Here is a 13,251-nt window from a genome sequence, read left to right on the forward strand (position 1 = left end):
TTGCGGGCTACGCGGCGGCGAGGCTGAGGTTGCCGAGCGACTTCGACTTCTTGGCCTCGTACATCGCCAGGTCGGCGCGCCCGATCAGGCCGTCGGTGGTGCTGCCCGGTTCGGCGAACGCGACGCCGACGCTGATGCCGATCTGTACGGTCTGCCCTTCGATGGTGATCGGCTGGCGCACCATCGTGCGGATCCGTTCGCACACGGCGTTGACGGCGGCCCGCGAGTCGGTGGCCTGACACACGATCACGAACTCGTCGCCGCCGAACCGGCTGACCAGGTCGGTGTCGCGGACGCAGCCGCGCAGCCGCTGGGCGACCGCCGTGAGCAGCTGGTCGCCGGCGGCGTGGCCGAGCCGATCGTTGACCGGCTTGAAGCCGTCGAGATCGCAGAACAGCACCGCCAGCCACGGGGTGTCGTCCGGGCCGTCGGACTGTGGCGCGGTCAGCGCCGTGGTGATCCGTTCCAGGCACGCGGCGCGGTTCGGCAGCCCGGTCAGGCTGTCGTGCGCGGCCATCCGGCGCAGCGCCTGCTCCGCCAGGCGGCGCTCGGCCGACAGCGCGGCGATGCGCACCATGACGAGCGGGACGACCAGCACTGAGCCGATCGCGAGCAGCACCCCGTCGGTCGGCAGGCCGAACAGCGCCCGGCCGCCGCCGACCAGCGGGATCAGGGCCATCATCGCCCCGAGGAACGTGAGCCGCCCCACCGTCAGGTCGTCCTTCGGCGCGGGGGTGAGCCGGGTGGCCAGCGCCGCCGAGGGGTGCATGGCGGCCGTGCCGAGCGCCGCGTACGCGACGAGGAACGGCACGTTGGTCCAGTCCGGCCGGACCCCGCCCGCGTCCGAGGCCAGGGCACCGGCCACGTTCGCGATCAGCGTGGCGACCGAGGCGACCGAGAACAGCTGGATGGTGGCGAGACGCTCCGGCGCGGCCTTGGCAACGCGCAGCAACGCACCGAACGTGCCCAGGGTGATGAAGATGTTCACGAACAACGCCATCTGGCGCGGCTGGGACATGCCCTCGGCGCTCAGGTGGGGCAGCAGCACCACGTCCCACAGCAGACCACCGACGGCCAGCGAGGTGAGCGCGGCGTCCGCCATGCCGCCGACGTCGCGCCTGCCCCGGCGCACGATGATGGTCATGGCGGCGGTGAACACGAGCACGTTGGCCACGCTGAACAGCAGGTCCGCGAGCGTGCCGTCAGCCGTCGGGCGGTGCTGGCCGTACACGTACCAGACGGACAGGACGTTGCCGACGTTGTAGACCACAAGCGCCACGAGCAGCACAAACCACGGGATCCGGCCACTGCCCGTGCTGCGCCGGGTCCCGACCAGCGCGGCCGGGATCGCCGCCAACGTGATCAACAGGAACGGGATCCACCGCAGCCCCGGCGGCACCGCGAGGTACGCCGCGGAGAGGCCGAAAGCGGCCAGGGCATACCACCGGTAAAACATGCCTCACCGATCGCCCGCACGGACCGTGAGCTGAGAACTCCTAAGAGTGATCAGCGTCCACAGGCGGCGTCGCCGGACGGCAGCGGCGCGGGCACGCCGACGGTCGGCAGGCCGAGAACCACCCCGGGCGTACGCGGGGTCCGCCCCGTCTCGAACGCGTCGCCGGCCCGGGTGCGGCGGTGCGCCACCGGGGCGCCGTCCGCGTTGAGGTGGTGCGGCGCCGCGTACGTGATCTCGGTGTGCACGACGTCACCCGGCCGGATGCCGGTCAGCCCGCCCGTGGCGAAGTGCACCAGCCGCCCGTCGCGGGCCCGGCCGGACAGCCGGCCCGTACGCTCGTCCTTGCGCCCCTCACCGACCGCGACCAGTACCTCGACCGTGCGCCCGACCTGCCGCTTGTTCTCCGCCCAGGTGATGTCCTCCAGGGTGGCGATGAGCCGCTCGTAGCGCTCCTGCACCACCTGCTTGGGCAGCTGCTCATCCATGATCGCGGCGGGGGTGCCGGGCCGCTTGCTGTACTGGAACGTGAACGCGCTGGCGAAGCGGGCCGCGCGGACCACCTCCAGGGTTTGCGCGAAGTCCGCCTCGGTCTCGCCGGGGAAGCCGACGATGATGTCCGTGGTGATCGCGGCGTCCGGCATCGCGGCGCGCACCTTCTCGATGATCCCCAGGTACTTCTCGGCGCGGTAGCTGCGGCGCATCGCCTTGAGCACCTGGTCGGAGCCGGACTGCAGCGGCATGTGCAGCGAGTGGCAGACGTTCGGGGTCTCGGCCATCGCGGCGATCACGTCGTCGGTGAAGTCCTTCGGGTGCGGGCTGGTGAACCGGACCCGCTCCAGGCCCTCGACCTCGCCGCAGGCGCGCAGCAGCTTGCCGAACGCCAGCCGGTCGCCGAACTCCACGCCGTACGAGTTGACGTTCTGGCCGAGCAGGGTGACTTCGAGCACCCCCTCGGCGACCAGGGCCCGCACCTCGGCGAGCACGTCGCCGGGGCGGCGGTCCTTCTCCTTGCCGCGCAGCGCCGGGACGATGCAGAAGGTGCAGGTGTTGTTGCAGCCCACGGAGATGGAGACCCAGCCGGCGTAGCTGGACTCGCGCCGGGTGGGCAGCGTGGAGGGGAACACCTCCAGCGATTCCAGGATCTCCACCTCGGCGGCGGCGTTGTGCCGGGCGCGTTCCAGCAGGGCGGGCAGCGACCCGATGTTGTGCGTGCCGAACACCACGTCGACCCAGGGGGCGCGCTTGACGATGTCGCCGCGGTCCTTCTGGGCGAGGCAGCCGCCGACCGCGATCTGCATGTCCGGTTTGGCGAGCTTGCTGGGGCGCAGGTGACCCAGGTTGCCGTACAGGCGGTTGTCCGCGTTCTCGCGGACCGCGCAGGTGTTGAAGACCACCACGTCGGCGGCGTCGGAGTCGGCGGCGCGCACGTAGCCCGCGTCCTCCAGCAGGCCGGCGATCCGCTCGGAGTCGTGCACGTTCATCTGGCAGCCGTACGTGCGGACGTCGTACGTGCGGGCCTGCGGGGTCTGGGGTGCGATAGTCATGGCAGTCAACCAGGGTAGTCCCTGCCGCGCGGTCCCGGCCGGGGGCGGGCGGCCGGGGGCGACGGCTACGCCGCGGCGGGGTGCCCGGGGGTGGGGCGCGGGGCGAAGTGGGAGGTGTCGCAGCCCGGGGCGGTGACGCAGGCCGGGTCCGTGCCGGTGCAGAGGCGGGCGTGGCGGCGCTCCGTGCCGTCGTCCGTCTCCACCTCGTCCAGGTGCACCGGGGTCAGCGAGCCGTTCGGTTCGGCGCGGACGTACCGGGTGGGGTTGAGGGTGTCGTCGGGCAGCAGGATGTCGGCGCCGAGCCGGACCGCGACCGCGCTGGCCGCCGTGGCCTCCTCGACGTCGCCCGGGGCGCAGAAGCAGTCGATCAAGGTCGGGAAGTCGCCGCCGACGTACCAGACGTCGCAGAGCACCGCCCCGTCCGCGGGCGCCTCGAGCGTCGTGACCGGCCGCCGCAACACGCCGGTGAGCGCCGCGCGGACCGAGGCGGCCGCGACACGCCCGGACGCGCACCAGCTCCACAGCCCGTCCGCCGGCTCGGCCATACCACTCATCCTGCGCCTGCTTCCCGCAAACGGCCCTCGGTCATGTGCCGGGCCCCCCTTTCCGGTGTACGACGACGCTGGAGTTACCGCTCCGTGACTATTCTCGGCCGGATCCGAGATCGCTGCGCCCATACAGTGGACCTGTTGACAGAACCAACGACGGGATGGTGGTCCGAGCGTGACTGACGAGCCGCTCATCGTGCTCGAGAAGGTCAACAAGTGGTTCGGCCCGTTGCACGTGCTGCAGGATGTGGATCTTTCTGTGCACCGCGGCGAGGTCGTGGTCGTGATCGGACCGTCCGGTTCGGGCAAGTCCACGCTGTGCCGTGCGATCAACCGCTTGGAGCCGATCAACTCGGGGACGATCACCTTCGACGGCCGCCCACTGCCCGCGGAGGGCCGCGCCCTCGCGCGGCTGCGCAGCGAGGTCGGCATGGTGTTCCAGTCGTTCAACCTCTTCGCCCACAAGACCATCCTGCAGAACGTGATGCTCGGACCGGTCAAGGTCCGCAAAGAAAACTCCGCAGCGGTACGCGACCGCGCGCTCGCCCTGCTCGAACGGGTGGGCATCGCCAGTCAGGCCGAGAAGTACCCCGCCCAGCTGTCCGGCGGCCAGCAGCAGCGGGTGGCGATCGCCCGGGCGCTGGCCATGCAGCCCAAGGCCCTGCTCTTCGACGAGCCCACCAGCGCGCTGGACCCGGAGATGGTCGGTGAGGTGCTCGAGGTCATGACCTCGCTGGCCCGCGAGGGCATGACCATGGTGGTGGTCACCCACGAGATGGGCTTCGCCCGGCACGCGGCCAACCGGGTCGTCTTCATGGCCGACGGCCAGATCGTCGAGGAGGCCGAGCCCGCCGAGTTCTTCGCCCACCCGCGCAGCGACCGGGCGAAGGACTTCCTGTCCAAGATCCTGACGCATTGAGCGTCTACTCAGGAGTCGCTCCGCGGCTCTGTTGGTGCACCACCTGATTCGAGGAGCGTAACGATGCGCATCACCCGATTGGCAGCGGCGGCGGGGGCCGTCGCGATGGCGTTGGCGATGGCGGCGTGCGGCGGCGGCGACGGCGACGGCGACGGCACCGGTTCCAGCTCGTCCAGCGGCGTCGTGGACAAGGCGTCCAAGGACAAGAAGCTGGTCATCGGCGTCAAGGCCGACCAGCCCGGCCTGGGCCTGCAGTCCGGCACCACGTACACCGGGTTCGACATCGAGATCGCCAAGATCCTGGCGAAGGGTCTCGGCGTGCCGGAGTCCGGCATCGAGTGGAAGACCACGGTGTCGAGCAACCGCGAGCCGTTCATCCAGCAGGGCCAGGTGGACCTGGTGGTGGCGACGTACACGATCAACGACGAGCGCAAGAAGGTCGTCAACTTCGGTGGCCCGTACTACGTCGCGGGCCAGGACCTGCTGGTGGCGGCCGACTCGACCATCACCGGCCCGGAGTCGCTGGACGGCAAGAAGGTCTGCTCGGTGACCGGCTCCACCCCGGCCAAGCGCATGCAGACGGACTACCCGAAGGCGCAGCTGCAGCTGCTCGACTCGTACTCCAAGTGCGTGAACCTGCTGGCCTCGAAGTCGGTCGACGCGGTGACCACCGACGACATCATCCTCGCCGGGTACGCCGCCCAGGAGCAGTACGCGGGCAAGTTCAAGGTCGTCGGCAAGCCGTTCAGCACCGAGCCCTACGGCATCGGGCTGAAGAAGACCGACACCGCGGGCTGCAACAAGATCAATGAGATTCTCAAGGCGTCGGCGACCGACGGGTCGTACAAGGCGGCCTGGGATTCGACGCTCGGCAAGAGCGGCAAGGCCGCGCCCGAGCTGGACGTCACGAAGCTGACCAACTGCAGCTGAACCGCCTGATCGCGGGCGGGACCGGCATGCCGGTCCCGCCCGCGACCGCGTTTTCGAGGAAGCGAGGACGATGAACGTCTTCTCCGATCCCGCCAATTTCGACGTGTACGTGACCGGGTTCCTCTGGATCCTGAAACTCACGATCGGGGGCACCGTCGGCGCGCTCGTCCTGGGAGTGCTGCTGGCCGCGATGCGGGTCTCCCCCGTGCCGGTGCTGCGCGGCTTCGGCGCGGCGTGGGTGAACACCTTCCGCAACACGCCGCTGACGTTGATCATCTTCTTCTGCTACTTCGGCCTGTACGCCACGCTCGGCCTCACGATCTCCGACAACCTCGAGCGCAACAACTACTGGCTCGGCGTGATCGGTCTGGCGGTCTACACCGCCGCGTTCGTCTGCGAGGCCATCCGCTCCGGCATCAACACCGTGCCGGCGGGACAGGCCGAGGCCGCCCGGGCGATCGGGATGTCCTTCCGGCAGACCCTGACGATGATCGTCCTGCCGCAGGCCGGGCGCACCGTGGTCGCGCCGCTGGGCAGCATCTTCATCGCGCTCGCCAAGAACTCCACCATCGTCGGGACCATCGGGCTCGCCGAGTCGTCCAACGCGATGAAGGAGCTCATCAACGCCAACGGCGACGTGGTCATCCCGATCTTCCTGGTCTTCGCGGGCACCTTCGCGGCGGTCCTCATTCCCTCCGGCTACGCCTTCGGCTGGCTGGCGAACCGGCTGGCGGTGAAGCGGTGAGCACGAACACCGACACTGTTCTCTACGACCACCCCGGCCCCCGGGCCCGGGCCCGCAACCGGATCCTCACGGTCGTCTTCGGGGTGGCGCTGCTGGCGCTGCTGTACTGGGTCTACGCGCGCTTCGACGCCAAGGGCCAGTGGGCGGCCCCACTGTGGAAGCCGTTCACGTACGCCAGCACGTGGACCGACTACATCATCCCGGGGCTGGAAGGCACCCTGAAGGCCGCCGCGGTCGCCATGGTGCTCTCGCTCGTGTTCGGGCTCGTCTTCTCGATCGGCCGGCTCTCCGACCACCGCTGGGTCAGCATCCCCGCCGGTGCGGTCGTCGAGTTCTTCCGCGCCGTACCGTTGCTGCTGTTGATGTTCTTCATCTTCTACGGCGTGCCGTTCCTGACGCAGACGCCGATGCCGGTCTTCTGGGCGGTGGTCGCGGGCCTCACCCTCTACAACGGCTCCGTGCTGGCGGAGGCGTTCCGGGCCGGGATCCGGGCGGTGCCGCTGGGGCAGAGCGAGGCCGGCTACGCGATCGGCCTGCGCAAGAGCCACGTCATGCAGGCGATCCTGCTGCCCCAGGCGGCGCGCGCGATGCTCCCGGTGATCGTCAGCCAGCTCGTCGTGCTGGTGAAGGACACCGCGCTGGGCTACATCATCGCGTACCCGGAGCTGTTGCAGCTGGGCGTCAACAACCTGTCCGCCAACTACGGCAACGTGGTGCAGGCCGCCATCGTCGTCGCGATCATCTTCATCCTGGTGAACACGGTCCTGACCTGGTTGGCGGGCTGGCTCGAGCGGCGCACCCGCCGGGCGGGCCGCACGCCGCGGGTCATCGGTGAAGCGGTGGCCGCCAGCGGAAGGGCCGCCAGCGGGGTCGGCGAAGCGCAGGGCTGAAACCTACCGGGCCAGCTCCGTGACGCGGGACTCGCGGACGACCGTGACGCGGATCTGGCCCGGGTAGGTCAGCTCCTCCTCGATCTGCTTGGCCACGTCGCGGGCCAGCACTGCCGCGCCGATGTCGTCGATCTCCTCCGGGCGCACCATCACCCGGATCTCCCGGCCGGCCTGCATCGCGAAGACCTTGTCCACCCCGAGCTTGCCCGCGGCGATCTCCTCGATCCGCTCCAGCCGCTTCACGTACGCCTCGAGGCTCTCCCGCCGGGCGCCCGGCCGGCCGCCGGAGCACGCGTCGGACGCCTGGGTGAGCACGGCCTCCATGGTCTGCGGGGCAACCTCGTTGTGGTGCGCCTCGATGGCGTGCACCACGTCCTCGCTCTCGCCGTACTTGCGGGCCAGGTCCGCGCCGATCAGCGCGTGGCTGCCCTCCACCTCGTGGGTGAGCGCCTTGCCGATGTCGTGCAGGAACGCGCACCGCTTGATCGTCGGCACGTCCAGGCGCAGCTCGGCGGCCATGATGCCGGCGATGTGCGCGGTCTCGACCAGGTGCTTGAGGACGTTCTGGCCGTAGCTGGTGCGGTAGCGCAGCCGGCCCAGCAGCGTCGCCAGCTCGGGGTGGATGTCCGTGATGCCGACGTCGACCAGAGCCTCCTCGGCGGCCCGGTCGCAGAGGCGCTCCACCTCGCTCTTGGCCGACTCGAAGACCTCCTCGATGCGGTGCGGGTGGATGCGCCCGTCCAGCACCAGCTTCTCCAGGGTCAGGCGGCCGACCTCCCGGCGTACCGGGTCGAAGCAGGACAGCAGCACCGCCTCGGGGGTGTCGTCGATGATCAGGTTGACCCCGGTGGTCGACTCGAAGGCCCGGATGTTGCGGCCCTCGCGGCCGATGATCCGGCCCTTCATCTCGTCGCTGGGCAGGTGCAGGACGCTGACCACGCTCTCCGCGGTCTGCTCGCTGGCGACCCGCTGGATGGCGTCCACGACGATGTGCCGGGCCCGCGTCTCGGCGGTACTGCGGGCGTCGTTCTCGATGTCGCGGATCAGGAGCGCGGCCTCCCGCTTCGCCTGACCCTCGATGCTGTCGACCAGCTCGGCGCGGGCGGCCTCGGCGGTCAGCCCGGCGATCCGCTCCAGTTCGCGGCGGTGCTCCTCCTCGGCCGTGGCCAGCGCGGCCTCACGGCGCGTCAGGGCCGCCTCCCGGCCGGTCAGGTCGGTGTCCATCGCCGCGAGGCGGCGCTCACGTTCGGTGAGCCGCTCCACCTCGTCGGCGTGCAGCCGCTCCCGCTCGTCGATCCGGGCCGCGCGACGCTCCACCTCGGCGGCCTGTTCCTTGGCCGTGGCGTTGAGCAGCGCCACCTCACGCTCGCCGCTGCGGCGGGCCGCCACCCGGACCTGCTCGGCGTCGGACTCGGCCTGCCGGTGGGCGTGATCGAGGATGGTGTCGGCTTCCGCGTGCGCGGCCTCCAGCACGCGGCGTGCCTCGGCGCGGGCCGCGTTGGCCTCCGCCTTCGCGGCGGCCGCCTCGGCGCGCACCGACGCGGCCTTGGCCTTGGCGTCGTCGACCGCGGTGGAGGCCTCGTCGGCGGCGGTGCGCAGCGCGGCGAGGGATTGCTCGTGCTGGTCCTTGGCTTCCAGGAACTGCTCGTCGACCCGGCCGTGCTGCAACTGGCGCACCACCCGGGCGCCGATCACGAGACCGAAGACCACCAGTGCGGCGAGGACCGCGATCGCCATCACGAGCACCCAGTACGGGGCGGTCATCTCGCCGCTGCTCCCTTCGCCTCGCACGTCCGCTCCCGCCACCCTGTCACGGCGGGTCCGGCACCCGCCGCGGCGGGGTCCGGGCCGCGGCACCGGCCGCGGGACTCGGAATGCTCGACCACGGCGCGGATCGGCCGCAGACGGCAACGGCCGACCGGCGGGGCGGGTTCAGGTACGCCGGGACGCACCGGGCTCGCCGCCCGTGCCGCTGTGCCAACCCCGTGCCGCCCCATGTCGCCTGTGCCCCCGGGTCCGTGTCGCCCTTGTCCACGAACCCCTCGGACCTGGCCGCCGTGCACGCCGCGTCGCGTCCACTTGCGGCCGGGTGGCGCCGCCCGCCCGATGCGCGGGCGGATCCGGTAACCGGCGCCACAGAGCACCGAAGTGATGCCGTACTGTAATGCGATCTATGTTGTGCGCTTAGCTTGCGATGGTCGAGCAAACCTTGTGTAACGCGAGGCTAGGTCGCGAGAGCCGCTTCGGTCAAGGACTCATGATTCGGCAGCGGACGGGACGTATGGCGCAGACATGCGCATGCCCTGCTCAACCGGCCAGGGGTCAATTCAGGCGTAGCGGGACCAGAGATCGCGCATCGGCTCCCACTTCTCGCCGACGCCTTCTTTCCAGTACGCCAGCAGATACGCGGCCACCGGCGCCTGTGCGTCGTCCCACCAGATGCCACTGACGACCCGCTCGCCACCACCCTCAGTCACCTTGTACGCGTACTCCACGTAATTGCCGTTGAGGCGGCCGGACGGGGTGGGGCGTTTCGTCGCGTCGGCGACGCCCGGGGCGAGCTGACGCGCGTCGACGTTCTGCCCGAGCGCGCGGACCTGGCCCTTGTCCCGGTCGGCCGCCGAGTCGAACTCCACGAACACGATCGTCATGGCGTCCAGTTCACAGCGCACCCGGGCCTTCTCGCCGCGGGTCAGGTTCGGGCCGTTGCGTTCACCGCTGCGCGAGCAGCCCGACAGGTGCGGCAGCCAGGCCTGCGCCACCGGGGCGAGGGCACCGGTCAACTTCGGCTGATTGATCGCGATCTGGCTCTGCTCGTACGCCCCCAGCGTCGGCTCCGCGGACGGGGAGGCACTGGGCGCCGGGGAGGGAGCCGCCGCGGGGGCGGTCGCCCGGCCCGCGAACCAGCCGCCCGTGCCGAACAGCAGCAGGCCCACGACCAGGCCGACGACCAGGCCCAGCACCACGCGGCGGCGGTCCGGCGGCGGGGACGGTTCGATCCGTGGGCCGCGCGAGACCGAGGTGTCGAAGCCGAAGCGGTCGTCGTCCCAACTGGACGGTCCGGCGTCGGACGTCGGCGTCCAGGCGGCGTACGGGGTTGCCGGGTCCTCCGGGGACGTGGCCGCCGGGTGGGCTGGCGCGGACGCGTGGTCCGGCGTTGCGCCCTGGCCCTGGAAGGTGGGCGGGTGGCTCGGCGCGTCCGGCGCCGAATGGAACGGGCCGTAGGACGGGTATGGCGAGGCCTGTTCGCTGGGGGGTGGAGTCTGGGCTGGCGGGCTGGGCGGCGGGCCCTGGAACTGCGGGGCGGGAGTGTCAGCCGGGCCCGGCGTCGGGTGGTGATAGGTGGCCGCTGGGTACGTCGGTGAGCCGACGGGAGGAGCGGCCGCGCCCGAGGGCGGTGCGCCGGTCGGGGGCTGCCCGGCCACCGGAGGTTGCCCTGCCGCTGAGAGCTGGACGGGCGCTGAGGACTGGACGGGCGCTGCAGGCTGGACCGGCGTTGCGGGCTGGGCAACCAGTGGCGGCTGGACCGGCGTTGCCGGCTGGGCAACCACAGGCGGCTGGACCGGCGCTGCGGGCTGGGCAACCACAGGCGGCTGGACCGGCGTTGCCGGCTGGGCAACCACAGGCGGCTGGACCGGCGTTGCCGGCTGGGCAACCACAGGCGGCTGGACCGGCGTTGCCGGCTGGGCAACCAGTGGCGGCTGGACCGGCGTTGCCTGCTGCACGGGCGCTGCAGGCTGGACGGTTGGCGCGGTCCGGACGGCCTCCGGGCTCGGTTCGGGTGTTGCCGACGGCCCGGGGGAAGCGTCCGGAGAGGCTGTGGGGTGAGGTGCCGAGGCCGCACCGCTCTCGGGCGACGGCGGTTGGGGCATCGGATCGGCAGCGGACTCCGCGACAGACGCCGAGCCACTCGGAGACTCGCGCACGGCGGCGAAGTGCACGGTGGGTTCGGCGCCCTCCGGGAGGGGACCGGACCCGCCCTGAGCACCGTGGGAGTCGTCTGTCACGGCGGAGCAGATTACCAGTCAGCCACGATCAGCGACGCCCCGCGAAGATCCACTTTGGCCCCTTGGGCCGATGGCATCGCAGCCGCTGTGGCCCCGGCGCCGATTCCCCGCGCCAGCCTGAGATTTCCGGCGGAGCATCGGTATATCCCGGGCGTTGGCGGCCGATTTGCCCGCTTGCCACCGACCGAGCGTGCCGGTCCTGCGTCATACCGTGTCGGCATTCCACCCGGTGCTCGCTGCCCGTAAGGCGAGGGAGTTGCCCCGATCACCGGCTTCGGTCCGCCGCGCGGCGTCCCGCGCGGTGAGGTAGCTCATGCGCCGCTGCCGCTCATGCTGTGAGGCAAGTCATGCCCTTTCGCCGAGCACTGCGGGCGGGAAAAGCGAGACTCCCGCCTGGGCGCGCCGACGCACGCCCGGGCGGGAGTCTCCTGGTGGCGCAGGGATCACCTGGCGCTAGGCCGCAGCGTGCGTCCTCACGCCTCCGCCGACTCGCGGCGGCGACGGCTCACCAGCACCAGGCCGACACCGCCTGCCGCGATCGCGGCTCCCACACCGGCGATGCTGACGACGTTGACGCCGGTAACCGGCAATCCACCACTCGCAGACGCCGAACCACCGCCGCCGCCGGTGCCGCCGCCGGTACCGACGCCGTTACCGCCGCCCCCGTTGTTGCCGCCCCCGTTGTTGCCACGGGCGTTGCCACCGCGGCCGTTCCCGCCGCCGGCCTTCGTGCCGCCGCCGTTGGTCACGCCGCCGCTGCCCGCGCCGCCGCCCGTACCGGCGCCGGAACTGGGCGGCGCGTCACCCGGGTTGGTGTTGCCACCGCCGGGAACCTCACCAGCACCGCCGGCGTCGCCGGGGTTGTCCCCTCCGCCCGCGTTTCCGCCACCGGGGTTGTCGCCACCGCCGGCGCTTCCCCCACCGCCGGTGCTTCCCCCGCCGCCGGGGTTGTCACCGCCGCCGGGGTTGTCGCCGCCGGTGCTTCCGCCGCCGGGGTTGCCGCCGGTGCCCGGGTCGGTGCTACCACCGGTGTCGCCGGGGTTGGTGTCGCCCGCGGGGGGATCGTTGGCCTTGTCGGTCGCCGTGGTCTCCGCGGTATCCGGCTCGGCCAACGCGATTGCGGTTCGCCCGAGCGGCGTCGTCGACGCGTTCGCGGTCGCGGCGCCCGTCAGAGCGGCCATGCAGACCGCGCCGGCGATCACGCCGAGCCGGGCCGTCACACGCACGCCGCGATGGCGTGCGAGCTGATTGATTCGCATGTTCCTCCCACCGTCGCTGCGCGCGTGAACTCCCCGTAGAGACACCCTCCCCATCCGGGGGACGGTGATCCGCGCAGTCAGTGGTGGAACTTACCCGCTGTCAGTGATTGCCGCCATCCACCGTAGACAATGCGGACATTTACGGACGTAAATCATCGCCATGGTTACTGTCAGTCTTCGGACGGGCCTTGCCACGCCACCACGCCACCGACCTTGTCGTGCCGCCGAGGTCGTCCGGCCGCCGGGAAAGCCCGGTGGGTTCGGGTCTAAGCGAGGTCGACCGAACCGTCGGCATCGGTGTATGCGTCGGTGTCGACCCCGGATACGAATTGCGCCGCTTCGGTGTCGCGTTCCGCCATGGCGTCCTTGACGACACGAATTGCCAGCCCTGCGGGATACCCCTTGCGTGCGAGCATTCCGGCGAGTCGGCGGAACAGCGCTTCCGGATTGCCCGTCGCGGTGCGCAGCTTGCGGTCGACCAGCGCACGGGCGGTGGCCGCCTCGGATTCGTCGTCGAGGGACTCCAGCGCCTCGCTGGCCACCTCGGCGTCGACGCCACGCCGACGCAACTCGCCCGCCAGGGCACGCCGCGCCAGCCCGCGTCCGTGATGCCTGCTGGACACCCACGCACGGGCGAACGCCGCGTCGTCGATGATGCCGACCTCGTCGTACCGGTCGAGCACCTCGGCGATCACCTCGGCCGGGATCTGTCGGCGGGTCAGCGCCTGCGCCAGCTCCGCCCGCGTGCGGGGACGGACGGCCAACTGCCTGAGGCAGATTTCGCGGGCCACTTCGGACTCGTCGCGCGGCGGCCCGGCCGGAGGGACCGCCCGGGCGGGGGACCTCGGCTCGGGGGGAGCGAGTGGCTGGCGGTCGGGCCGTGGTGGGATGGCGTCCCATCCTCGGCCCGACCGCGCACCGCGTCGTGCGGTCATCGGGTATCAACGCCCCGC

11 protein-coding genes are annotated in these 13,251 nt (G+C 71.4%); 4 read left to right on the top strand and 7 right to left on the bottom strand.

All coding sequences use genetic code 11. The features are described 5' to 3' along the window. Positions 1-7 precede the first annotated feature (7 nt). From EV385_RS06835 to EV385_RS06845, 3 genes are all read right to left on the bottom strand, one after another. Positions 8-1,456 carry a GGDEF domain-containing protein gene (locus EV385_RS06835; protein ID WP_130508678.1) on the bottom strand — a complete coding sequence of 483 codons (1,449 nt, stop codon included), beginning with the start codon at positions 1,454-1,456 and terminating at the stop codon, positions 8-10. Positions 1,457-1,506: 50 nt separating this feature from the next. Next, on the bottom strand, positions 1,507-3,000 hold the full coding sequence (gene miaB, locus EV385_RS06840) for a tRNA (N6-isopentenyl adenosine(37)-C2)-methylthiotransferase MiaB (RefSeq protein WP_130508679.1): 1,494 nt from the start codon (positions 2,998-3,000) through the stop codon (positions 1,507-1,509). 65 nt (positions 3,001-3,065) lie between these two features. Next, the gene (locus tag EV385_RS06845; RefSeq protein ID WP_242624752.1) at positions 3,066-3,545 is read right to left on the bottom strand and encodes a hypothetical protein; all 480 of its coding nucleotides are present in this window, start codon (positions 3,543-3,545) and stop codon (positions 3,066-3,068) included. A gap of 178 nt (positions 3,546-3,723) precedes the next feature. Here EV385_RS06845 and EV385_RS06850 point away from each other — a divergent pair, with 178 nt between their 5' ends. The 4 genes from EV385_RS06850 to EV385_RS06865 all read left to right on the top strand — a co-directional run bounded on the left by EV385_RS06850 (position 3,724) and on the right by EV385_RS06865 (position 7,032). Next, on the top strand, positions 3,724-4,467 hold the full coding sequence (locus tag EV385_RS06850) for an amino acid ABC transporter ATP-binding protein (protein ID WP_130508681.1): 744 nt from the start codon (positions 3,724-3,726) through the stop codon (positions 4,465-4,467). A gap of 63 nt (positions 4,468-4,530) precedes the next feature. Continuing rightward, positions 4,531-5,397, top strand: coding sequence for a glutamate ABC transporter substrate-binding protein (locus tag EV385_RS06855; RefSeq protein ID WP_130508682.1), 867 nt, complete (start codon positions 4,531-4,533; stop codon positions 5,395-5,397). Positions 5,398-5,467: 70 nt separating this feature from the next. Continuing rightward, complete coding sequence (locus EV385_RS06860) at positions 5,468-6,142, top strand: amino acid ABC transporter permease (RefSeq protein ID WP_130508683.1); 675 nt, start codon at positions 5,468-5,470, stop codon at positions 6,140-6,142. Next, a complete protein-coding gene (locus EV385_RS06865) occupies positions 6,139-7,032 on the top strand; it encodes an amino acid ABC transporter permease (RefSeq protein ID WP_130508684.1) in 894 nt (297 codons plus the stop codon). The genes EV385_RS06860 and EV385_RS06865 overlap by 4 nt, the downstream gene beginning before the upstream one ends. A gap of 3 nt (positions 7,033-7,035) precedes the next feature. On the opposite strand, the gene rny is transcribed toward EV385_RS06865, so the two are convergent. From rny to EV385_RS06885, 4 genes are all read right to left on the bottom strand, one after another. Further along, positions 7,036-8,769 (bottom strand): ribonuclease Y, encoded by a 1,734-nt coding sequence (rny, locus tag EV385_RS06870; protein WP_423203104.1) that lies wholly within the window; start codon positions 8,767-8,769, stop codon positions 7,036-7,038. A 590-nt stretch (positions 8,770-9,359) separates the two neighbouring features. Beyond that, positions 9,360-10,457, bottom strand: coding sequence for a hypothetical protein (locus EV385_RS06875; RefSeq protein WP_130508685.1), 1,098 nt, complete (start codon positions 10,455-10,457; stop codon positions 9,360-9,362). A gap of 1,055 nt (positions 10,458-11,512) precedes the next feature. Next, on the bottom strand, positions 11,513-12,265 hold the full coding sequence (locus EV385_RS06880) for a hypothetical protein (protein WP_130508686.1): 753 nt from the start codon (positions 12,263-12,265) through the stop codon (positions 11,513-11,515). Positions 12,266-12,564: 299 nt separating this feature from the next. Then, positions 12,565-13,233 carry a regulatory protein RecX gene (locus tag EV385_RS06885; RefSeq protein WP_130508687.1) on the bottom strand — a complete coding sequence of 223 codons (669 nt, stop codon included), beginning with the start codon at positions 13,231-13,233 and terminating at the stop codon, positions 12,565-12,567. Positions 13,234-13,251 lie beyond the last annotated feature (18 nt).

It is taken from the genome of Krasilnikovia cinnamomea (assembly GCF_004217545.1).
In the GTDB taxonomy this organism is placed as follows: domain Bacteria; phylum Actinomycetota; class Actinomycetes; order Mycobacteriales; family Micromonosporaceae; genus Actinoplanes; species Actinoplanes cinnamomeus.